The sequence below is a fragment of the Aeromonas veronii genome (assembly GCA_041319085.1).
GTDB lineage: Bacteria > Pseudomonadota > Gammaproteobacteria > Enterobacterales > Aeromonadaceae > Aeromonas > Aeromonas veronii_F.
On sequence record CP101033.1, the window covers coordinates 335,001 to 357,053 of the forward strand.

Annotated in this window: 13 protein-coding genes, 1 tRNA gene, 2 rRNA genes and 7 pseudogenes; 12 read left to right on the forward strand and 11 right to left on the reverse strand. The window is 59.7% G+C overall.

Annotated features, from left to right (window positions below; all coding sequences use genetic code 11):
* Positions 1-37 precede the first annotated feature (37 nt).
* From NMD14_01650 to NMD14_01665, 4 genes and pseudogenes are all read left to right on the forward strand, one after another.
* Positions 38-2,926: ribosomal RNA gene (locus NMD14_01650) — 23S ribosomal RNA — on the forward strand.
* 124 nt (positions 2,927-3,050) lie between these two features.
* Positions 3,051-3,165: ribosomal RNA gene (gene rrf, locus NMD14_01655) — 5S ribosomal RNA — on the forward strand.
* A 98-nt stretch (positions 3,166-3,263) separates the two neighbouring features.
* A tRNA-Asp gene (locus tag NMD14_01660) sits at positions 3,264-3,340 on the forward strand.
* Between the two features lie 124 nt (positions 3,341-3,464).
* A pseudogene (locus NMD14_01665) lies at positions 3,465-3,745 on the forward strand (IS4 family transposase).
* A 44-nt stretch (positions 3,746-3,789) separates the two neighbouring features.
* On the opposite strand, the gene NMD14_01670 reads toward NMD14_01665, so the two are convergent.
* The gene (locus NMD14_01670; protein XEI33214.1) at positions 3,790-4,533 is read right to left on the reverse strand and encodes a transporter substrate-binding domain-containing protein; all 744 of its coding nucleotides are present in this window, start codon (positions 4,531-4,533) and stop codon (positions 3,790-3,792) included.
* Between the two features lie 413 nt (positions 4,534-4,946).
* On the opposite strand from NMD14_01670, the pseudogene NMD14_01675 reads away from it, so the two are divergent.
* Positions 4,947-5,150: pseudogene (locus NMD14_01675) on the forward strand (IS1595 family transposase).
* 35 nt (positions 5,151-5,185) lie between these two features.
* Here NMD14_01675 and NMD14_01680 read toward each other — a convergent pair.
* Positions 5,186-6,937 (reverse strand): annotated as a pseudogene (locus NMD14_01680) (Tn3-like element TnAs1 family transposase).
* 3 nt (positions 6,938-6,940) lie between these two features.
* Between NMD14_01680 and NMD14_01685 the strand changes: the two are divergent.
* A complete protein-coding gene (locus tag NMD14_01685; protein XEI33215.1) occupies positions 6,941-7,333 on the forward strand; it encodes a cysteine hydrolase in 393 nt (130 codons plus the stop codon).
* Positions 7,334-7,470: 137 nt separating this feature from the next.
* Positions 7,471-8,355, forward strand: coding sequence for an EamA family transporter (locus NMD14_01690; protein XEI33216.1), 885 nt, complete (start codon positions 7,471-7,473; stop codon positions 8,353-8,355).
* A gap of 31 nt (positions 8,356-8,386) precedes the next feature.
* On the opposite strand, the pseudogene tet(A) reads toward NMD14_01690, so the two are convergent.
* Positions 8,387-9,585, reverse strand: a pseudogene (gene tet(A), locus NMD14_01695) (tetracycline efflux MFS transporter Tet(A)).
* A 105-nt stretch (positions 9,586-9,690) separates the two neighbouring features.
* Here tet(A) and tetR(A) point away from each other — a divergent pair.
* Positions 9,691-10,341, forward strand: a complete 651-nt coding sequence (tetR(A), locus tag NMD14_01700) for a tetracycline resistance transcriptional repressor TetR(A) (protein ID XEI33217.1) — start codon at positions 9,691-9,693, stop codon at positions 10,339-10,341.
* Between the two features lie 31 nt (positions 10,342-10,372).
* On the opposite strand, the gene NMD14_01705 is transcribed toward tetR(A), so the two are convergent.
* The 4 genes and pseudogenes from NMD14_01705 to intI1 form a co-directional block, all read right to left on the reverse strand.
* The gene (locus tag NMD14_01705; GenBank protein ID XEI33218.1) at positions 10,373-10,615 is read right to left on the reverse strand and encodes a relaxase; all 243 of its coding nucleotides are present in this window, start codon (positions 10,613-10,615) and stop codon (positions 10,373-10,375) included.
* Between the two features lie 57 nt (positions 10,616-10,672).
* On the reverse strand, positions 10,673-13,639 hold the full coding sequence (locus NMD14_01710) for a Tn3-like element TnAs1 family transposase (protein ID XEI33219.1): 2,967 nt from the start codon (positions 13,637-13,639) through the stop codon (positions 10,673-10,675).
* A gap of 3 nt (positions 13,640-13,642) precedes the next feature.
* Positions 13,643-14,203 carry a recombinase family protein gene (locus tag NMD14_01715; protein XEI33220.1) on the reverse strand — a complete coding sequence of 187 codons (561 nt, stop codon included), beginning with the start codon at positions 14,201-14,203 and terminating at the stop codon, positions 13,643-13,645.
* Positions 14,204-14,539: 336 nt separating this feature from the next.
* A pseudogene (gene intI1 / locus NMD14_01720) lies at positions 14,540-15,552 on the reverse strand (class 1 integron integrase IntI1).
* Between the two features lie 157 nt (positions 15,553-15,709).
* Between intI1 and dfrA17 the strand changes: the two are divergent.
* The 4 genes and pseudogenes from dfrA17 to NMD14_01740 all read left to right on the forward strand — a co-directional run bounded on the left by dfrA17 (position 15,710) and on the right by NMD14_01740 (position 18,220).
* A complete protein-coding gene (gene dfrA17 / locus NMD14_01725) occupies positions 15,710-16,183 on the forward strand; it encodes a trimethoprim-resistant dihydrofolate reductase DfrA17 (protein ID XEI34692.1) in 474 nt (157 codons plus the stop codon).
* Positions 16,184-16,412: 229 nt separating this feature from the next.
* Positions 16,413-16,760, forward strand: coding sequence for a quaternary ammonium compound efflux SMR transporter QacE delta 1 (locus NMD14_01730; protein XEI33221.1), 348 nt, complete (start codon positions 16,413-16,415; stop codon positions 16,758-16,760).
* The gene (sul1, locus tag NMD14_01735) at positions 16,754-17,593 is read left to right on the forward strand and encodes a sulfonamide-resistant dihydropteroate synthase Sul1 (protein ID XEI33222.1); all 840 of its coding nucleotides are present in this window, start codon (positions 16,754-16,756) and stop codon (positions 17,591-17,593) included. Before NMD14_01730 ends, sul1 begins: the two co-directional genes overlap by 7 nt.
* Before the next feature lie 127 nt (positions 17,594-17,720).
* Positions 17,721-18,220 (forward strand): annotated as a pseudogene (locus NMD14_01740) (GNAT family N-acetyltransferase).
* Here the strand turns inward: NMD14_01740 and NMD14_01745 are convergent.
* The 4 genes and pseudogenes from NMD14_01745 to istB all read right to left on the reverse strand — a co-directional run bounded on the left by NMD14_01745 (position 18,189) and on the right by istB (position 22,046).
* The gene (locus NMD14_01745) at positions 18,189-19,181 is read right to left on the reverse strand and encodes a TniB family NTP-binding protein (protein XEI33223.1); all 993 of its coding nucleotides are present in this window, start codon (positions 19,179-19,181) and stop codon (positions 18,189-18,191) included. The pseudogene NMD14_01740 and the gene NMD14_01745 sit on opposite strands and share 32 nt — an antisense overlap.
* A 2-nt stretch (positions 19,182-19,183) precedes the next feature.
* Positions 19,184-20,863 carry a DDE-type integrase/transposase/recombinase gene (locus NMD14_01750; GenBank protein XEI33224.1) on the reverse strand — a complete coding sequence of 560 codons (1,680 nt, stop codon included), beginning with the start codon at positions 20,861-20,863 and terminating at the stop codon, positions 19,184-19,186.
* A gap of 74 nt (positions 20,864-20,937) precedes the next feature.
* A pseudogene (locus NMD14_01755) lies at positions 20,938-21,009 on the reverse strand (EAL domain-containing protein).
* 281 nt (positions 21,010-21,290) lie between these two features.
* A complete protein-coding gene (gene istB, locus NMD14_01760) occupies positions 21,291-22,046 on the reverse strand; it encodes an IS21-like element ISAs29 family helper ATPase IstB (GenBank protein ID XEI33225.1) in 756 nt (251 codons plus the stop codon).
* Positions 22,047-22,053: the final 7 nt, after the last annotated feature.

Below are 22,053 nucleotides of genomic sequence, written 5' to 3' on the forward strand. Positions count from 1 at the left end.
GCTGTGCCGGTTTCACCGACACTTCTTGGGGTTGTATGGTTAAGTGACTAAGCGTACATGGTGGATGCCTTGGCAGTCAGAGGCGATGAAGGACGTACTAACCTGCGATAAGCTGTGAGAAGTCGGTAAGAGACGCTATTACTCACAGATTTCCGAATGGGGAAACCCACCCGAGATAACTCGGGTATCTGTTACTGAATACATAGGTAACAGAGGCGAACCGGGAGAACTGAAACATCTAAGTACCCCGAGGAAAAGAAATCAACCGAGATTCCCTCAGTAGCGGCGAGCGAACGGGGATTAGCCCTTAAGCATCTTGGAAGTTAGTGGAACGGTCCTGGAAAGGCCGGCGATACAGGGTGATAGCCCCGTACACGAAAACAACCTTGATGTGAAATCGAGTAGGGCGGGACACGTGACATCCTGTCTGAATATGGGGGGACCATCCTCCAAGGCTAAATACTCCTGACTGACCGATAGTGAACCAGTACCGTGAGGGAAAGGCGAAAAGAACCCCTGTGAGGGGAGTGAAATAGAACCTGAAACCGTGTACGTACAAGCAGTGGGAGCCCTTCGGGGTGACTGCGTACCTTTTGTATAATGGGTCAGCGACTTACATTTTGTAGCGAGGTTAACCGTATAGGGGAGCCGTAGGGAAACCGAGTCTTAACTGGGCGTCTAGTTGCAAGGTGTAGACCCGAAACCGGGTGATCTAGCCATGGGCAGGTTGAAGGTTGAGTAACATCAACTGGAGGACCGAACCCACTAACGTTGCAAAGTTAGGGGATGACCTGTGGCTGGGGGTGAAAGGCCAATCAAACTCGGAGATAGCTGGTTCTCCCCGAAAGCTATTTAGGTAGCGCCTCGGACGAATACTACTGGGGGTAGAGCACTGTTTGGGCTAGGGGGTCATCCCGACTTACCAACCCCATGCAAACTCCGAATACCAGTAAGTACTATCCGGGAGACACACGGCGGGTGCTAACGTCCGTCGTGAAGAGGGAAACAACCCAGACCGCCGGCTAAGGTCCCAAAGTTCTGGTTAAGTGGGAAACGATGTGGGAAGGCTCAGACAGCTAGGATGTTGGCTTAGAAGCAGCCATCATTTAAAGAAAGCGTAATAGCTCACTAGTCGAGTCGGCCTGCGCGGAAGATGTAACGGGGCTCAAACCAGGCACCGAAGCCGCGGATTCACACTTATGTGTGAGTGGTAGGGGAGCGTTCTGTAAGTCTGCGAAGGTGTATCGAGAGGTATGCTGGAGATATCAGAAGTGCGAATGCTGACGTAAGTAACGATAAAGGGGTGAAAAGCCTCCTCGCCGGAAGACCAAGGGTTCCTGTCCAACGTTAATCGGGGCAGGGTGAGTCGACCCCTAAGGTGAGGCCGAAAGGCGTAATCGATGGGAAGCAGGTTAATATTCCTGCACGACTTGTAATTGCGATGGGGGGACGGAGAAGGCTAGGTGGGCCAGGCGACGGTTGTCCTGGTGAAAGTGCGTAGGTGGTGTTTCTAGGCAAATCCGGAGACACAACACTGAGACACGAGACGAACACACTACGGTGTGGAAGCCATTGATGCCCTGCTTCCAGGAAAAGCCTCTAAGCTTCAGATTACAAGTCATCGTACCCCAAACCGACACAGGTGGTCGGGTAGAGAATACCAAGGCGCTTGAGAGAACTCGGGTGAAGGAACTAGGCAAAATAGAACCGTAACTTCGGGAGAAGGTTCGCTCTTGACAGTGAAGTCCCTTGCGGATGGAGCAGTTGGGAGTCGCAGTGACCAGATGGCTGGGACTGTTTATCAAAAACACAGCACTCTGCAAACACGAAAGTGGACGTATAGGGTGTGACACCTGCCCGGTGCCGGAAGGTTAATTGATGGGGTTAGCGCAAGCGAAGCTCTTGATCGAAGCCCCGGTAAACGGCGGCCGTAACTATAACGGTCCTAAGGTAGCGAAATTCCTTGTCGGGTAAGTTCCGACCTGCACGAATGGTGTAACCATGGCCATGCTGTCTCCACCCGAGACTCAGTGAAATCGAATTCGCCGTGAAGATGCGGTGTACCCGCGGCTAGACGGAAAGACCCCGTGAACCTTTACTACAGCTTGGCACTGAACATTGAACCTACATGTGTAGGATAGGTGGGAGGCTTTGAAGGCGTGACGCCAGTTGCGCTGGAGCCGACCTTGAAATACCACCCTTGTATGTTTGATGTTCTAACGCAGGGCCCTGAATCGGGCTCGCGGACAGTGCCTGGTGGGTAGTTTGACTGGGGCGGTCTCCTCCCAAAGAGTAACGGAGGAGCACGAAGGTTGGCTAATCCTGGTCGGACATCAGGAGGTTAGTGCAATGGCATAAGCCAGCTTAACTGCGAGACGGACAGGTCGAGCAGGTACGAAAGTAGGTCATAGTGATCCGGTGGTTCTGAATGGAAGGGCCATCGCTCAACGGATAAAAGGTACTCCGGGGATAACAGGCTGATACCGCCCAAGAGTTCATATCGACGGCGGTGTTTGGCACCTCGATGTCGGCTCATCACATCCTGGGGCTGAAGTCGGTCCCAAGGGTATGGCTGTTCGCCATTTAAAGTGGTACGCGAGCTGGGTTCAGAACGTCGTGAGACAGTTCGGTCCCTATCTGCCGTGGGCGTTGGATGATTGAAGGGAGTTGCTCCTAGTACGAGAGGACCGGAGTGAACGAACCTCTGGTGTTCGGGTTGTCACGCCAGTGGCACTGCCCGGTAGCTAAGTTCGGAATCGATAACCGCTGAAAGCATCTAAGCGGGAAGCGAGCCCTGAGATGAGTCATCCCTGACCCCTTGAGGGTCCTAAAGGGCCGTTGGAGACCACAACGTTGATAGGTGGGGTGTGTAAGCGCAGTGATGTGTTGAGCTAACCCATACTAATTACCCGTGAGGCTTAACCATACAACACCCAAGAAGTGTTCTGGGCCTTGTAGCGAATGAGTGAACTACTTACAAATTCAGTGATAATGACAAAGCAAACTAGCCAAGTCGTTATTCACGTCAGCTTTCTGGATTAAAGAATTTGCCTGGCGGCCATAGCGCCGTGGAACCACCTGATCCCATGCCGAACTCAGAAGTGAAACGCGGTAGCGCCGATGGTAGTGTGGCATTCGCCATGCGAGAGTAGGACACTGCCAGGCACCCAATTAAACAGCATTGTGAAATATCACGGTGTTGGCCGAGAGGATGACACCTCGTTGAAACGGCAGACAATTTAGCAAAAAGCTAACCAGACAGCGGAGCGGTAGTTCAGTCGGTTAGAATACCGGCCTGTCACGCCGGGGGTCGCGGGTTCGAGTCCCGTCCGCTCCGCCACTAATTTGAAGGCCTTCCCGACCGGGAAGGCCTTTTTGCTATGGGCGATTTTTGCCCGGTGACCCACAGATTTATATACCAGAGTGAACACAAAGCCCGGCTTCATGACCGGGCTTTTGTATTTTTGGGCCCGATGCGTTTCCCGGGTGCCGATATTGTCGAGCTTTACAGCCATCGCTGGGAAATCGAGTTGGGCTATCGGGAAATGAAGCACAGCCTGCAGCAGCATAGACATGCGTACATGTCATCGGGGGCTATCCCAAAGCTGGTAGCAGAGCTGGATAAACAGGCGGGGCAGTTTGTGCTGTCAGAACGCAGGGCGCGAAGTTACCCCGCTGCGTAAAGCCAAGGCCACAGAGGTATAGTGTGAAAAAAGGTAATAAAAACAATGCCAGTCAGGCTTAACTGACAGGTATTAGCCCTTACTGGCTGGCTTTTATGTTTGTGGCTCACGGCGTGGCGCCGTAAGCCGCGAAAATCTGGTGATAGCGGCCATCCTGGAGCATCGCCTCAAGGCGCTCATCAAACAGATTGCGGGCATCGGCCGTTCGGAAGGCAAAGTGATAGACGGTGGGCGGGAAGAGGTCTGCTTGCCTGACCTGATTGCGCTCGTAGTGCTCGCCAGCCTGGGCGGTGGCAATCAGCTGGTCGAGGTAGTAGTAGAACACCCGCTCCTCCAGTACCACAGCATCGACCCTGCCGCGCATCAGCTGATGTACCTGCACCTGCTGCTTGGCTACCTCCTCATAGTGGGGATTCTGGTTGGCCATGGTGGCGAACGCGCCCCCCAAAATGATCCTTGCCCGTTGAAAGGCGGTGACCCGTTTTGAATGCAGATCATCCAGTGTACTGATGTGGGTGCTGCGCAGGGTGAAGATCCGGTTATGGAAGGTGATGACGGGGCGGGTCAGAAAATGGGGATCAACCATACCGGGTCTGACGTTGATGATGGCATCCAGCTTGCCGGACTCGAACAGGCGGAAGGTACGCTCCAGCGGCAGAAATTCAAAGCTGGGATCATAGCCGCTGCCGGCGAACGCCTCATTCAGCAGGTCCAGCTCGATGCCACGGTGATTACTTTCGATGACATAAGGAGGGATGGCAAAGTTGACCCCTATCTTGAGTGGCTTGGCCTGCAACTGGCCGGACAGCAAACTGGCCAGCAGTAGCAATAAAGGAGTGATCAACTGCATGGCACCTCTCACAAAGTGTTCCTGTCGAGAATATCCATCACTGTAAAGGAGGCAGCCATAAAACGTCATATCCCTTTCGGGCTGAGTGGTTCAGCCTTGAATGCATAAAAAAAGACCCTGAGGTATCAGGGCCTTTGCAATATTTCTGTTCTAGAAAGGTTAGCGTCACCTGATAAGAGGCAATTCTAAATATAATCAATATATTTCAACATGATAATGACATTTTCATTATTATTGTCAATTATTTTGTTAGGTTTCCCACGGTGTGGAAAGGAAAACTTTACACTTTTGGGCCACGGCTCAACATGAGCACATTTATAGTTGTCTCGCCAGAACGGTTTCTTTTGACGCTGTCCCAATTACGTGTTGAAAGGCTAATCTTGAAGTAGGCCATCACCTTGAGGTCTACCATCATGGATACCCCTGCCTTTCAACACCTGTTATCCCTCTTTCCACAGCTTACCCAGCGCCAGCGTCGTGTTGCCCAGCAGCAGCTCACGGCGCCACAAGCCATTACCTCGCTCAATACCCAGTTACCGGCATGCAGCGGTTGCCCTCATTGTCAGGCCGATGTCTCCCAGCTGGCGCCTTGGGGATGGAGTCGGGGATTGCGCCGCTAGGGGAGCCCGCAGAATTCGGAAAAAATCGTACGCTAAGGTTTTCCGGGCATCCGTAAGGGCCGAAACTTCCCGTCTTCCAGTCTGCGGCTCTGCCGCCAGACGTAATCGCCGGTTAGGTTGATGTGCTCCCAGCCCAGCGGCGACAGGAATTGCAGCAGCTCGCCGTCCACCGGCTTGCCGGCCTCGACCAACCCCTGGGTGGCGCGTTCCAGGTACACCGTGTTCCACAGCACGATAGCCGCCGTCACCAGGTTGAGGCCGCTGGCCCGGTAGCGCTGCTGCTCGAAGCTCCGATCCCTGATTTCCCCAAGGCGGTTGAAGAACACCGCCCTGGCCAGCGAGTTGCGCGCCTCACCTTTGTTCAGGCCGGCATGCACGCGGCGGCGCAGTTCAACACTTTGCAGCCAGTCCAGGATGAACAGCGTGCGCTCGATCCGGCCCAGCTCGCGCAGGGCCACGGCCAGTCCGTTCTGGCGCGGGTAGCTGCCGAGCTTGCGCAGCATCAGCGAGGCGGTGACGGTGCCCTGCTTGATCGAGCTGGCCAGGCGCAGGATGTCGTCCCAGTGGGCACGCACGTGCTTGATGTTCAGGGTGCCGCCGATCAGCGGGCGCAACGTCGGGTAGGCTTGCACGCCCTGCGGCACGTACAGCTTGGTTTCGCCGAGGTCGCGGATGCGCGGCGCGAAGCGGAAGCCTAGCAGGTGCATCAGGGCAAAGACGTGATCGGTGAAGCCGGCCGTGTCGGTGTAGTGCTCCTCGATCCGCAGGTCGGACTCGTGGTACAGCAGGCCGTCGAGCACATAGGTGGAATCGCGGACGCCGACATTCACCACGCGGGTGCTGAACGGCGCGTACTGGTCGGAGATATGGGTATAGAACAGCCGTCCCGGCTCGCTACCGTACTTCGGGTTGACGTGCCCGGTGCTCTCGCCCCGGCCACCCGCGCGGAAGCGCTGGCCATCGGAGGATGAGGTCGTGCCGTCGCCCCAGTGGGCGGCAAAGGCGTGGCGATACTGGTGGTTGACCAGCTCGGCCAAGGCCGCCGAATAGGTTTCGTCGCGGATGTGCCAGGCTTGCAGCCAGGACAGCTTGGCGTAGGTCAGGCCGGGGCTCGACTCGGCCATCTTGGTCAGCCCGAGGTTGATCGCATCACCGAGGATTGCGGACAGCAGCAACGTCCTGTCTTTGGCCTCGGCCCCGTCCTTCAAGTGGGTGAAGTGGCGGCTGAAGCCCGTCCAGTCGTCCACGTCCATCAGCAGTTCGGTGATCTTGATGCGCGGCAGTAACTGGCTGGTTTGGTCGATCAGCGCCTGCGCCCGATCCGGCACCGCCGCATCCAGCGGGGTGATTTTCAGCCCTGACTCGGTGAGGATGGCATCGGGCAGCTCGTTGTCCTTGGCCAGGCGGGTGACGGTGGCCAACTGCTCGTCCAGCAGCTGCAAACGCTCTTCCAGGTACTGGTCGCTGTTCGGGTTGATCGCCAGGGGCAGGGCCTGCTCGCGCTTGAGTGCGGCGAACTTCTCGGCCGGCAGCAGGTAGTCGTCGAAGTCGCGGAACTGCCGCGAGCCCTTGACCCAGATGTCGCCGGAGCGCAGGGCGTTCTTCAGCTCGGACAGGGCGCAGATTTCGTAGAATTTCCGGTCGAGGCCTTCCGGGGTGATCACCAGCGGCTTCCAGCGCGGCTTGATGAAGGCCGTGGGTGCATCGGCCGGCACCTTGCGCAGGTTGTCGGCGTTCATCTCACGCAGGGTCTGCACGGCTGCCAGCACGCCTTGCGCGGCCGGCCCGTGCTGTTCCCCAACTTTTCGCTCGGCGAAGAGTATGAACATGCGCCGCCGGCGACGAATCGCCAAATCTCACCGTATCTCCCGAGCGGACGATTTCGCACCGGTCTGCCCGTCGAAGGGCTTGCGATCGAACGGGGCGACCTTTTCTATGCATGTCCGCGAGCCAGCGTCTTTTATGGCACGGCGCTCGACGCCGACCTTCGGACGCGCGGCGTAAGCACGCTTGTCATGGCCGGGATAAGCACCACCGGCGTTGTTCTTTCAAGCGTCGCCTGGGCTAGTGATGCGGACTACGACGTGCGTTTGGTCCAGGACTGCTGCTACGACCCGGATCGGGATGCCCACGAAGCTCTGTTGCGTTCCGGGTTCGGCGGACGTGTACAGGTCGTGTAATTTTCGGGCCTCGCATGATCGCGGCCATAGCCGCAGGTGGATTGGTGCGAGGCAGGGCCAGTCCAAGTCAGGGTGCGGTCATCGCGGCGCCTGCAACTCTCAAAAACCCATCGCCGTAGCGGAGGTCTTGTAATCGCATGTCATTACGCACGCCCGATTTATTGTTCACAGCGATAGCACCTGCCATTTGGGGCAGCACCTACATTGTCACCACCCAATACCTGCCGAACTTCTCACCGATGACGGTCGCGATGCTGCGGGCGTTGCCGGCGGGTTTATTGCTCGTGATGATCGTCCGACAGATTCCAACGGGAATCTGGTGGATGCGCATCTTCATCCTCGGCGCACTTAATATTTCGCTATTCTGGAGTTTGTTGTTTATTTCGGTCTACCGCCTGCCGGGCGGGGTCGCGGCGACGGTAGGCGCTGTGCAGCCGCTGATGGTCGTGTTCATCTCTGCCGCTCTGCTAGGTAGCCCGATACGATTGATGGCGGTCCTGGGGGCTATTTGCGGAACTGCGGGCGTGGCGCTGTTGGTGTTGACACCAAACGCAGCGCTAGATCCTGTCGGCGTCGCAGCGGGCCTGGCGGGGGCGGTTTCCATGGCGTTCGGAACCGTGCTGACCCGCAAGTGGCAACCTCCCGTGCCTCTGCTCACCTTTACCGCCTGGCAACTGGCGGCCGGAGGACTTCTGCTCGTTCCAGTAGCTTTAGTGTTTGATCCGCCAATCCCGATGCCTACAGGAACCAATGTTCTCGGCCTGGCGTGGCTCGGCCTGATCGGAGCGGGTTTAACCTACTTCCTTTGGTTCCGGGGGATCTCGCGACTCGAACCTACAGTTGTTTCCTTACTGGGCTTTCTCAGCCCGGGGACCGCCGTGTTGCTAGGATGGTTGTTCTTGGATCAGACGCTGAGTGCGCTTCAAATCATCGGCGTCCTGCTCGTGATCGGGAGTATCTGGCTGGGCCAACGTTCCAACCGCACTCCTAGGGCGCGTATAGCTTGCCGGAAGTCGCCTTGACCCGCATGGCATAGGCCTATCGTTTCCACGATCAGCGATCGGCTCGTTGCCCTGCGCCGCTCCAAAGCCCGCGACGCAGCGCCGGCAGGCAGAGCAAGTAGAGGGCAGCGCCTGCAATCCATGCCCACCCGTTCCACGTTGTTATAGAAGCCGCATAGATCGCCGTGAAGAGGAGGGGTCCGACGATCGAGGTCAGGCTGGTGAGCGCCGCCAGTGAGCCTTGCAGCTGCCCCTGACGTTCCTCATCCACCTGCCTGGACAACATTGCTTGCAGCGCCGGCATTCCGATGCCACCCGAAGCAAGCAGGACCATGATCGGGAACGCCATCCATCCCCGTGTCGCGAAGGCAAGCAGGATGTAGCCTGTGCCGTCGGCAATCATTCCGAGCATGAGTGCCCGCCTTTCGCCGAGCCGGGCGGCTACAGGGCCGGTGATCATTGCCTGGGCGAGTGAATGCAGAATGCCAAATGCGGCAAGCGAAATGCCGATCGTGGTCGCGTCCCAGTGAAAGCGATCCTCGCCGAAAATGACCCAAAGCGCGGCCGGCACCTGTCCGACAAGTTGCATGATGAAGAAGACCGCCATCAGGGCGGCGACGACGGTCATGCCCCGGGCCCACCGGAACGAAGCGAGCGGGTTGAGAGCCTCCCGGCGTAACGGCCGGCGTTCGCCTTTGTGCGACTCCGGCAAAAGGAAACAGCCCGTCAGGAAATTGAGGCCGTTCAAGGCTGCCGCGGCGAAGAACGGAGCGTGGGGGAGAAACCGCCCATCAGCCCACCGAGCACAGGTCCCGCGACCATCCCGAACCCGAAACAGGCGCTCATGAAGCCGAAGTGCCGCGCGCGCTCATCGCCATCAGTGATATCGGCAATATAAGCGCCGGCTACCGCCCCAGTCGCCCCGGTGATGCCGGCCACGATCCGCCCGATATAGAGAACCCAAAGGAAAGGCGCCGTCGCCATGATGGCGTAGTCGACAGCAGCGCCGGCCAGCGAGACGAGCAAGACCGGCCGCCGCCCGAAACGATCCGACAGCGCGCCCAGCACAGGTGCGCAGGCAAATTGCATCAACGCATACAGCGCCAGCAGAATGCCATAGTGGGCGGTGACGTCGTTCGAGTGAACCAGATCGCGCAGGAGGCCCGGCAGCACCGGCATAATCAGGCCGATGCCGACAGCGTCGAGCGCGACAGTGCTCAGAATTACGATCAGGGGTCTGTTGGGTTTCACGTCTGGCCTCCGGACCAGCCTCCGCTGGTCCGATTGAACGCGCGGATTCTTTATCACTGATAAGTTGGTGGACATATTATGTTTATCAGTGATAAAGTGTCAAGCATGACAAAGTTGCAGCCGAATACAGTGATCCGTGCCGCCCTGGACCTGTTGAACGAGGTCGGCGTAGACGGTCTGACGACACGCAAACTGGCGGAACGGTTGGGGGTTCAGCAGCCGGCGCTTTACTGGCACTTCAGGAACAAGCGGGCGCTGCTCGACGCACTGGCCGAAGCCATGCTGGCGGAGAATCATACGCATTCGGTGCCGAGAGCCGACGACGACTGGCGCTCATTTCTGATCGGGAATGCCCGCAGCTTCAGGCAGGCGCTGCTCGCCTACCGCGATGGCGCGCGCATCCATGCCGGCACGCGACCGGGCGCACCGCAGATGGAAACGGCCGACGCGCAGCTTCGCTTCCTCTGCGAGGCGGGTTTTTCGGCCGGGGACGCCGTCAATGCGCTGATGACAATCAGCTACTTCACTGTTGGGGCCGTGCTTGAGGAGCAGGCCGGCGACAGCGATGCCGGCGAGCGCGGCGGCACCGTTGAACAGGCTCCGCTCTCGCCGCTGTTGCGGGCCGCGATAGACGCCTTCGACGAAGCCGGTCCGGACGCAGCGTTCGAGCAGGGACTCGCGGTGATTGTCGATGGATTGGCGAAAAGGAGGCTCGTTGTCAGGAACGTTGAAGGACCGAGAAAGGGTGACGATTGATCAGGACCGCTGCCGGAGCGCAACCCACTCACTACAGCAGAGCCATGTAGACAACATCCCCTCCCCCTTTCCACCGCGTCAGACGCCCGTAGCAGCCCGCTACGGGCTTTTTCATGCCCTGCCCTAGCGTCCAAGCCTCACGGCCGCGCTCGGCCTCTCTGGCGGCCTTCTGGCGCTCCTGCTGCGGCGTCCGCTCGTGGGCCGTGGCGCGGGTCCGCGCGCCGGCCTCGTGCGCCTGGCGCTCGCGGGCGAGGTCCAGGGCGGCCGTCTTCACGTTCTGCCTTGCGCAGATGAGATAGGGGAGCCCGCAGAATTCGGAAAAAATCGTACGCTAAGGTTTTCCGGGCATCCGTAAGGGCCGAAACTTCCCGTCTTCCAGTCTGCGGCTCTGCCGCCAGACGTAATCGCCGGTTAGGTTGATGTGCTCCCAGCCCAGCGGCGACAGGAATTGCAGCAGCTCGCCGTCCACCGGCTTGCCGGCCTCGACCAACCCCTGGGTGGCGCGTTCCAGGTACACCGTGTTCCACAGCACGATAGCCGCCGTCACCAGGTTGAGGCCGCTGGCCCGGTAGCGCTGCTGCTCGAAGCTCCGATCCCTGATTTCCCCAAGGCGGTTGAAGAACACCGCCCTGGCCAGCGAGTTGCGCGCCTCACCTTTGTTCAGGCCGGCATGCACGCGGCGGCGCAGTTCAACACTTTGCAGCCAGTCCAGGATGAACAGCGTGCGCTCGATCCGGCCCAGCTCGCGCAGGGCCACGGCCAGTCCGTTCTGGCGCGGGTAGCTGCCGAGCTTGCGCAGCATCAGCGAGGCGGTGACGGTGCCCTGCTTGATCGAGCTGGCCAGGCGCAGGATGTCGTCCCAGTGGGCACGCACGTGCTTGATGTTCAGGGTGCCGCCGATCAGCGGGCGCAACGTCGGGTAGGCTTGCACGCCCTGCGGCACGTACAGCTTGGTTTCGCCGAGGTCGCGGATGCGCGGCGCGAAGCGGAAGCCTAGCAGGTGCATCAGGGCAAAGACGTGATCGGTGAAGCCGGCCGTGTCGGTGTAGTGCTCCTCGATCCGCAGGTCGGACTCGTGGTACAGCAGGCCGTCGAGCACATAGGTGGAATCGCGGACGCCGACATTCACCACGCGGGTGCTGAACGGCGCGTACTGGTCGGAGATATGGGTATAGAACAGCCGTCCCGGCTCGCTACCGTACTTCGGGTTGACGTGCCCGGTGCTCTCGCCCCGGCCACCCGCGCGGAAGCGCTGGCCATCGGAGGATGAGGTCGTGCCGTCGCCCCAGTGGGCGGCAAAGGCGTGGCGATACTGGTGGTTGACCAGCTCGGCCAAGGCCGCCGAATAGGTTTCGTCGCGGATGTGCCAGGCTTGCAGCCAGGACAGCTTGGCGTAGGTCAGGCCGGGGCTCGACTCGGCCATCTTGGTCAGCCCGAGGTTGATCGCATCACCGAGGATTGCGGACAGCAGCAACGTCCTGTCTTTGGCCTCGGCCCCGTCCTTCAAGTGGGTGAAGTGGCGGCTGAAGCCCGTCCAGTCGTCCACGTCCATCAGCAGTTCGGTGATCTTGATGCGCGGCAGTAACTGGCTGGTTTGGTCGATCAGCGCCTGCGCCCGATCCGGCACCGCCGCATCCAGCGGGGTGATTTTCAGCCCTGACTCGGTGAGGATGGCATCGGGCAGCTCGTTGTCCTTGGCCAGGCGGGTGACGGTGGCCAACTGCTCGTCCAGCAGCTGCAAACGCTCTTCCAGGTACTGGTCGCTGTTCGGGTTGATCGCCAGGGGCAGGGCCTGCTCGCGCTTGAGTGCGGCGAACTTCTCGGCCGGCAGCAGGTAGTCGTCGAAGTCGCGGAACTGCCGCGAGCCCTTGACCCAGATGTCGCCGGAGCGCAGGGCGTTCTTCAGCTCGGACAGGGCGCAGATTTCGTAGAATTTCCGGTCGAGGCCTTCCGGGGTGATCACCAGCGGCTTCCAGCGCGGCTTGATGAAGGCCGTGGGTGCATCGGCCGGCACCTTGCGCAGGTTGTCGGCGTTCATCTCACGCAGGGTCTGCACGGCTGCCAGCACGCCTTGCGCGGCCGGCGCGGCGCGCAGTTCCAGCACCTCCAGCAAGGCCGGCGTGTAACGGCGCAGGGTGGCGAAGTTCTCGCCGACCAGGTGCAGGTGGTCGAAGCCTTCCGGCCGGGCCAGCAGCTCGGCCTCGCTGACGCTCTCGGTGAACTCGTCCCAGGGAATCACCGCCTCGATGGCGGCATAGGGGTCGCTGCCGCTTTCCTTCGCTTCCAGCAGCGCCTGGCCGATCCTGGAGTACAGGCGCACCTTGTCGTTGATCGCCTTGCCCTGCTTCTGGAACTGCTGCTGATGCTTGTGCTTCGCGCCGCTGAACAGCTTGACCAGGATGCGGTCATGCAGATCGACCAGCTCATCGATCACGGTCGCGGTGCTCTCCAGCACCACGGCGGCCAGGGTCGCGTAGCGGCGCTGCGGCTCGAACTTACCGAGGTCTTTGGGCGTCATCTGCCCACCCTCGCGGGCCAGCTTGAGCAGGCGGTTCTGGTGGATGTGCCGGCCCAGGCCTTCGGGCAAGTCCACCAACTGAAATGTCTTCAGCCGCTCGATGTGTTCCAGCATGTGCCGAGAGTTGGGTTTCAGCGGTGCCTGGCGCAGCCAGGTCAACCAGGTGATGCTGCTGCCGGCCTTGAGCTTCAACAGCTCGTCCAGCTTGGCCCGATGCGAGTCCGTGAGTGGTTCGACCAGGGCGCGGTAGACCCGCCGATTGGCTCGCGCAATGGCTTCCGAGCAGGCCCGGTCAATCACGCTCAGCGCCGGCAGGATGCGTCGTTTCTGCCGTAGGCTCTCCAGGGCCTGACCGGCCAGCAGCAAGCCTTTGTCGGTCTGCTGGGCCAGCTCGGTTAGCTCGCGCACCAGGGCGCGGAAGTCGGACAGGCCGAACGGGGCCAGTTGCAGGTAGGTGCGCAGTTCCTGGGCATGCTCGCGACGGGTCACGTCGCGCTCGCCGTACTTTGCCCAGCTCGCCGGCTCGGCCTGGACTTGCTTCGCCACCCACAGGATGACCGGCTCGGGCAGCTCGCTGTCGGTTCCCAGCGCGTAACCGGGGTAGCGCAGCAGGCAGAGCTGCACGGCGAAGCCGAGGCGGTTGGCGTCGCCGCGTCGCTGGCGGATCAGCGACAGGTCGGAGTCGTTGAAGGTGTAGTAGCGGATCAGGTCATCCTGGCTTTCCGGCAGCGCAAGCAGGGTGTCCCGCTCCGTGGCCGAGAGGATCAAGCGACGCGGCATGTGTCAGTCGTCCGTGCGGAGGTACTGGTAGAGGGTTTCCCGGCTGATGTTGAACTCGCGGGCAAGCTGCGCCTTGGGCTCGCCGGCCGTCGCTCGCTGCCGAAGGGTAGCAGCCTGCTCATCGGACAGGGCTTTCTTGCGGCCCCGGTACGCGCCACGCTGCTTGGCCAAGGCGATGCCCTCACGCTGCCGCTCGCGGATCAGGGCGCGCTCGAACTCAGCGAAGGCCCCCATCACCGACAGCATCAGGTTGGCCATCGGCGAGTCCTCGCCAGTGAACACCAGGCCCTCCTTCAGGAACTCGATGCGCACGCCGCGCTGAGTCAGCTTCTGTACCAAGCGACGCAGGTCATCGAGGTTGCGGGCCAGCCGATCCATGCTGTGCACCACCACTGTATCGCCTTCGCGGACGAAGCTCAGCAGCGCTTCGAGCTGGGGGCGCTGGGTGTCCTTGCCCGATGCCTTGTCGGTGAACACCTTGCTCACCTGGGTTTGTTCCAGCTGGCGTTCCGGGTTCTGGTCAAAGCTGCTGACCCGGACGTAGCCGATGCGGTGCCCCTGCACGATGTCTCCTTGGTTGAAGGCGGCTTAAGTGCACTTTCTGTTCCGTTGTGCCTCAAAGCCCATTTCTGTCAGGCTGAAATCTATAACCTTCGCGGGCATGTGTCAAAAAATGGGAAAGCAGACTCTATTCTGACTGTCGTTTTCAGAAGACGGCTGCACTGAACGTCAGAAGCCGACTGCACTATAGCAGCGGAGGGGTTGGATCCATCAGGCAACGACGGGCTGCTGCCGGCCATCAGCGGACGCAGGGAGGACTTTCCGCAACCGGCCGTTCGATGCGGCACCGATGGCCTTCGCGCAGGGGTAGTGAATCCGCCAGGATTGACTTGCGCTGCCCTACCTCTCACTAGTGAGGGGCGGCAGCGCATCAAGCGGTGAGCGCACTCCGGCACCGCCAACTTTCAGCACATGCGTGTAAATCATCGTCGTAGAGACGTCGGAATGGCCGAGCAGATCCTGCACGGTTCGAATGTCGTAACCGCTGCGGAGCAAGGCCGTCGCGAACGAGTGGCGGAGGGTGTGCGGTGTGGCGGGCTTCGTGATGCCTGCTTGTTCTACGGCACGTTTGAAGGCGCGCTGAAAGGTCTGGTCATACATGTGATGGCGACGCACGACACCGCTCCGTGGATCGGTCGAATGCGTGTGCTGCGCAAAAACCCAGAACCACGGCCAGGAATGCCCGGCGCGCGGATACTTCCGCTCAAGGGCGTCGGGAAGCGCAACGCCGCTGCGGCCCTCGGCCTGGTCCTTCAGCCACCATGCCCGTGCACGCGACAGCTGCTCGCGCAGGCTGGGTGCCAGCTCTCGGGTAACATCAAGGCCCGATCCTTGGAGCCCTTGCCCTCCCGCACGATGATCGTGCCGTGATCGAAATCCAGATCCTTGACCCGCAGTTGCAAACCCTCACTGATCCGCATGCCCGTTCCATACAGAAGCTGGGCGAACAAACGATGCTCGCCTTCCAGAAAACCGAGGATGCGAACCACTTCATCCGGGGTCAGCACCACCGGCAAGCGCCGCGACGGCCGAGGTCTTCCGATCTCCTGAAGCCAGGGCAGATCCGTGCACAGCACCTTGCCGTAGAAGAACAGCAAGGCCGCCAATGCCTGACGATGCGTGGAGACCGAAACCTTGCGCTCGTTCGCCAGCCAGGACAGAAATGCCTCGACTTCGCTGCTGCCCAAGGTTGCCGGGTGACGCACACCGTGGAAACGGATGAAGGCACGAACCCAGTGGACATAAGCCTGTTCGGTTCGTAAACTGTAATGCAAGTAGCGTATGCGCTCACGCAACTGGTCCAGAACCTTGACCGAACGCAGCGGTGGTAACGGCGCAGTGGCGGTTTTCATGGCTTGTTATGACTGTTTTTTTGTACAGTCTATGCCTCGGGCATCCAAGCAGCAAGCGCGTTACGCCGTGGGTCGATGTTTGATGTTATGGAGCAGCAACGATGTTACGCAGCAGGGCAGTCGCCCTAAAACAAAGTTAGCCATTAAGGGAGTTAAATTGAAAATATCATTGATTTCTGCAGTGTCAGAAAATGGCGTAATCGGTAGTGGTCCTGATATCCCGTGGTCAGTAAAAGGTGAGCAACTACTCTTTAAAGCGCTCACATATAATCAATGGCTCCTTGTCGGAAGAAAAACATTTGACTCTATGGGTGTTCTTCCAAATCGCAAATATGCAGTAGTGTCAAAGAACGGAATTTCAAGCTCAAATGAAAACGTCCTAGTTTTTCCTTCAATAGAAAATGCTTTGAAAGAGCTATCAAAAGTTACAGATCATGTATATGTCTCTGGCGGGGGTCAAATCTATAATAGCCTTATTGAAAAAGCAGATATAATTCATTTGTCTACTGTTCACGTTGAAGTCGAAGGTGATATCAAATTCCCTATAATGCCTGAGAATTTCAATTTGGTTTTTGAACAGTTTTTTATGTCTAATATAAATTATACATACCAGATTTGGAAAAAAGGCTAACAATGCGTTGCAGCACCAGTCGCTTCGCTCCTTGGACAGCTTTTAAGTCGCGTCTTTGTGGTTTTGCTGCGCAAAAGTATTCCACAAAGCCGCGACTTAAAAGCTGCCGCTGAACTTAACGTTAGATGCACTAAGCACATAATTGCTCACAGCCAAACTATCAGGTCAAGTCTGCTTTTATTATTTTTAAGCGTGCATAATAAGCCCTACACAAATTGGGAGATATATCATGAAAGGCTGGCTTTTTCTTGTTATCGCAATAGTTGGCGAAGTAATCGCAACATCCGCATTAAAATCTAGCGAGGGCTTTACTAAGCTTGCCCCTTCCGCCGTTGTCATAATCGGTTATGGCATCGCATTTTATTTTCTTTCTCTGGTTCTGAAATCCATCCCTGTCGGTGTTGCTTATGCAGTCTGGTCGGGACTCGGCGTCGTCATAATTACAGCCATTGCCTGGTTGCTTCATGGGCAAAAGCTTGATGCGTGGGGCTTTGTAGGTATGGGGCTCATAATTGCTGCCTTTTTGCTCGCCCGATCCCCATCGTGGAAGTCGCTGCGGAGGCCGACGCCATGGTGACGGTGTTCGGCATTCTGAATCTCACCGAGGACTCCTTCTTCGATGAGAGCCGGCGGCTAGACCCCGCCGGCGCTGTCACCGCGGCGATCGAAATGCTGCGAGTCGGATCAGACGTCGTGGATGTCGGACCGGCCGCCAGCCATCCGGACGCGAGGCCTGTATCGCCGGCCGATGAGATCAGACGTATTGCGCCGCTCTTAGACGCCCTGTCCGATCAGATGCACCGTGTTTCAATCGACAGCTTCCAACCGGAAACCCAGCGCTATGCGCTCAAGCGCGGCGTGGGCTACCTGAACGATATCCAAGGATTTCCTGACCCTGCGCTCTATCCCGATATTGCTGAGGCGGACTGCAGGCTGGTGGTTATGCACTCAGCGCAGCGGGATGGCATCGCCACCCGCACCGGTCACCTTCGACCCGAAGACGCGCTCGACGAGATTGTGCGGTTCTTCGAGGCGCGGGTTTCCGCCTTGCGACGGAGCGGGGTCGCTGCCGACCGGCTCATCCTCGATCCGGGGATGGGATTTTTCTTGAGCCCCGCACCGGAAACATCGCTGCACGTGCTGTCGAACCTTCAAAAGCTGAAGTCGGCGTTGGGGCTTCCGCTATTGGTCTCGGTGTCGCGGAAATCCTTCTTGGGCGCCACCGTTGGCCTTCCTGTAAAGGATCTGGGTCCAGCGAGCCTTGCGGCGGAACTTCACGCGATCGGCAATGGCGCTGACTACGTCCGCACCCACGCGCCTGGAGATCTGCGAAGCGCAATCACCTTCTCGGAAACCCTCGCGAAATTTCGCAGTCGCGACGCCAGAGACCGAGGGTTAGATCATGCCTAGCATTCACCTTCCGGCCGCCCGCTAGCGGACCCTGGTCAGGTTCCGCGAAGGTGGGCGCAGACATGCTGGGCTCGTCAGGATCAAACTGCACTATGAGGCGGCGGTTCATACCGCGCCAGGGGAGCGAATGGACAGCGAGGAGCCTCCGAACGTTCGGGTCGCCTGCTCGGGTGATATCGACGAGGTTGTGCGGCTGATGCACGACGCTGCGGCGTGGATGTCCGCCAAGGGAACGCCCGCCTGGGACGTCGCGCGGATCGACCGGACATTCGCGGAGACCTTCGTCCTGAGATCCGAGCTCCTAGTCGCGAGTTGCAGCGACGGCATCGTCGGCTGTTGCACCTTGTCGGCCGAGGATCCCGAGTTCTGGCCCGACGCCCTCAAGGGGAGGCCGCATATCTGCACAAGCTCGCGGTGCGACGGACACATGCGGGCCGGGGTGTCAGCTCCGCGCTGATCGAGGCTTGCCGCCATGCCGCGCGAACGCAGGGGTGCGCCAAGCTGCGGCTCGACTGCCACCCGAACCTGCGTGGCCTATACGAGCGGCTCGGATTCACCCACGTCGACACTTTCAATCCCGGCTGGGATCCAACCTTCATCGCAGAACGCCTAGAACTCGAAATCTAACGTCCGTTCGGGCATCGAGGTCCATGTCGGGGTGGGACGGGCCCGTGGCTTCAAGATCACTTGCAGTCCGACCGCGATGTCTTGGTTGCGCGAGAGGTTGTCGACAGGCCATGCTGAGTGTGCGATGGTTGATCGCTTCCTCGCCGCTCTCCACGGCGACGATGGCCGCCGCCATCAGCAAGTGCGCCAGTTCCCCTATGGTGCCCTCGCTGCGTGTGAGCAGGTAGCGAGCCATGTCCAGCGTGGCAATTGGGGAAGGCCGGCGCAGCGGGAGCGAAGCGGCGAAGCTGGCCAGCAGTGAGCAGCAATCGTCGTTGGCCTCCCATACCGGCAGCATCATCGGCTCGAAGCGATTTTCCAACTGGTCATCGGAGCGGATGGCTAGGTAGGCGTCGCGCGTGCCTACCCCAACCAACGGGATGCGCAGTTCGTTGCCGAGGAAGCGCAGCAGGTTGAGGAATTCCCGGCGGTTGACGCTGTTGCCGGCCAGCACGTTGTGCAGCTCGTCGATCACCAGCATGCGCACGCCGACCTTGCGCAGCAGTGCCAGAGCCAGTTGCTCCATTTCCGGCAACCGTGGGCGTGGGCGCAGCGGCGCGCCCATCGCGGCGAGCAGCGCGACGTAGAAGCGGATCACGGACGGCTCGGACGGCATCTGCACGACCAACACCGGGATGTGCTCCTGGTCGGCGTCGGAGCTGGCCGGGTGGGTGCGGCGGAACTTCTCGACGATCATCGACTTGCCATTGTTGGTCGGGCCAACCAGCAGCAGGTTGGGCATGCGTTGCTTGTTTGGCCACGCATAAAGGGCTTCCAGCCGGTTCAGCGCCTCGACTGCGCGCGGATAGCCGATCCAGCGGTCGGCGCGAAGGCGCTGGATGCGCTCGTCCGCCGGAAGACGGGCCAAGCCCTGGGCCGCCGGCAGCAGGTGGGACAGGTCGATGATGGGATATTCGTCCACGGCTACCACTCCTCAATCTGGTCGAACGGTTTGGCGGGTGGCAAGTTGTCTGCCTGCGGGTCGGCAATATCCGTATCCGGCGGAACGGGCTTGTCCGGCCGAGCTGATGTCTTGAGGTGCTGGCGGCGATCCGCGTCACGCCGCGCCTTGCGTGTGGCCTTCTGCGCGCTGGTCACAATCTCACGCATCTGGCCGATCATGCGGAACAGCGCCGACTCATCCACCTGTTCGCGCCCTTGCTGCCGCAGTTTCGCCAGCGCCTGCCGTTGTTCCCAGAGGGTGACAGCCGGATGCGACAAGGTACGGTAGGGAATTTCCAGGTAATGCTGTCCCTCCGGTTCCAGGACCCAGATACGGCTGATGTCGCGCGGATCGCGCCGGATCAGAAAGGACGGCCAGCGTTCACGCCGCGCAATCCACGGCTTGAGCGCATCGGCGTAGTAGTGGATGTGGTCGATGACAAAGCCGGTGCGGGTCAGCGTGCGCCGGAGGATCGGCAGAAAATCGACCAGGAACGAAGTAGCGCGTGTGACGACGGCCGGTACGCCGACACGCGCCACGGCCTCGGCCCAGCGCGCGGCCGGCGGTTGGAGCAGGCCGTTGTGCACCGAACCGTGGTAGGTGCCGACCGCCAATGTGAGCCAGCGCTCTAGCTCGCGCAGCGTCAGGGCGGCCTTGTTTTCGGAATCGTAGTCGCCGCGCTGGTCAGGGTTGGAGAAGGTCGTTCCCGGCAGTTCGTCGTGAATCATCTGCATCGCCGTGCCGATGATCCGTTCCACGATGCCGCCATAGTGCGGCTGTCCCAGCGGGCGATAGTCCAGCCGGATGCCATGCTGCTCGCAACCCCGGCGCAGGGCCTCGCTCTTGAACTCGGCCGCGTTGTCTAGGTAGAGCAGCAAGGGCTTGCCGCTCATCTGCCAATCCATTTCCACGTTCAGTCCTTCCAGCCAAGGGCGCTTGTCGCAGGCGACATGCACGAGGCACAGGCCAACCGAAACGGCAGACGGCGCTTCCAGCGTGACGACCATGCCGAGCACGCAGCGGGTGAACACGTCGATGGCGAGGGTCAGGTACGGGCGGCCAATAGGTTGCCGGTCGCGGTCATCGACCACGATCAGGTCGATGACCGTATGGTCTATCTGCACCTGCTCCAGCGGCGCGGTCACGGCAGGAGGCTCGCCGCCCACACCTTGTAGGTCACGAGCGGCATCCTGGCCTTCCCGCCGGCGGATGACCTTGCGCGGGTCAAGGCTAGCGATCCGTAAGGCCACGGTATTGCGCGCCGGCACTCGCAGTTTTTGAGCCTTGCACACCTGAGTGACTTCGCGGTGAAAGGCCGCTAGGCTGCGCTTCTGCTTGGTCAGGAACCGCTTTTGCAGTAGCTCGTGGATGACGCGCTCGACCGGTTCCGGCAAGCGCCCCTTACCTTTACCTCCACCGGACTGGCCGGGCACCAGATCCGTCACGAGGCCGCTGCCTTGCCGGGCACGCCGGATCAGAACGTATACCTGGCGCCGAGACAAGCCCAGCGCCTGAGCCGCCATATCGGCCGCTTCGTGCCCGACCGTCTCCGACTGCGCCAACGGACTGATGATCTCCGCACGACGGCGCGCACGCTCCCAAGCCTCATCAGGCAGAGTGGCCACGCCTTGTTCTGGAATCCGTGGGGTGTCCGTCGCCATGCTCACCTCGCTTTGGTGCACACGAGTATTGAGCATAGTCGAGATTGGTGCAGATCACTTCTGATATTGAACTGTCAGGAGCTGGCTGCACAACAGCCATTACGCCCAATCAACTGGTGCAGTCGTCTTCTGAAAATGACACTGACGAAGCGGCGCGGCCCTGCCTGACATCAAGTTAGGGTATAGCCTAGATTGACATGCGCGATGCAACCCTTAACTTGCTTGCACCTATCGTTTCCATGCTAGCTTTATCGTAACGCTCAAGAAATTGGGCTTAATGCCGAAAACAATAAAATAAAACAGCCAACCCTTGAGGTTCTTATGCGCCAGAATTTACCAGTGACGGGTGCGTATTCCGGCGAAGTTGAACAGCCATTCCGGCCAACGTGAACACCCTGATCCTTAACGCGCTCACGTCACCCCGTTTCTAACTCGAGTGTTCAGATTGGGTCAACTCACTTCTCCTCTTTCTCATCGATTCTCCCTTCAGTGACAGCCGGTGAGCGTTGTGCATCAGCCGGTCCAGGATCGCATCTGCCAGAGTGTTGTCCCCCAAGCTCGCGTACCACTCTTCCGTTGGCAGCTGACTGACCACGACCGTCGAGTATTTCCCGTACCGATCATCCATGATCTCCAGCAGGGCGTTGCGCTGCTCGGCATTCACCGCTTCCAGTCCCCAGTCATCCAGGATCAGCAGCTCTATCCTTGCCAGTTGACCCAGCAGTCTGGCGTAACTGCCATCTACCTTGGCCTGGCTCAGCTCAAGTAGCAGACGCGGCAGCCGGTAGTAACGAGTGCTGTGCCCCTGCTGACAGGCTTGGTAGCCCAGCGCACAGGCTAGGTAGGTTTTTCCGCAGCCACAGGGGCCGGTAATGAGCAGGTTCTGGCCCCGGCGCAGCCACTCTCCTTGGGCCAGGTTTGCCACCTGTGACCGCTCCAGGTTGCGTGCAGACTGGTAGTCCACCTCTTGCACCGTGGCCTGGAGTTTGAGCCTCGCCTGCTTGACCAGCCGAGCTTGTTTACGCTGCTCCCGGCTCAGTTGTTCGTGTTCGACCAGCAGGCTTAGCCGCTCGATGAAGGGCAGCCCTTCGTAGGTACTTGCCTGTTCCAGTTGTTGTTGCACGGCATCCGCCATGCCAGTCAGTTTCAGGTGTCTCAAGCGGGTCAGCGTTTGTTGGGTCATGGGTTTT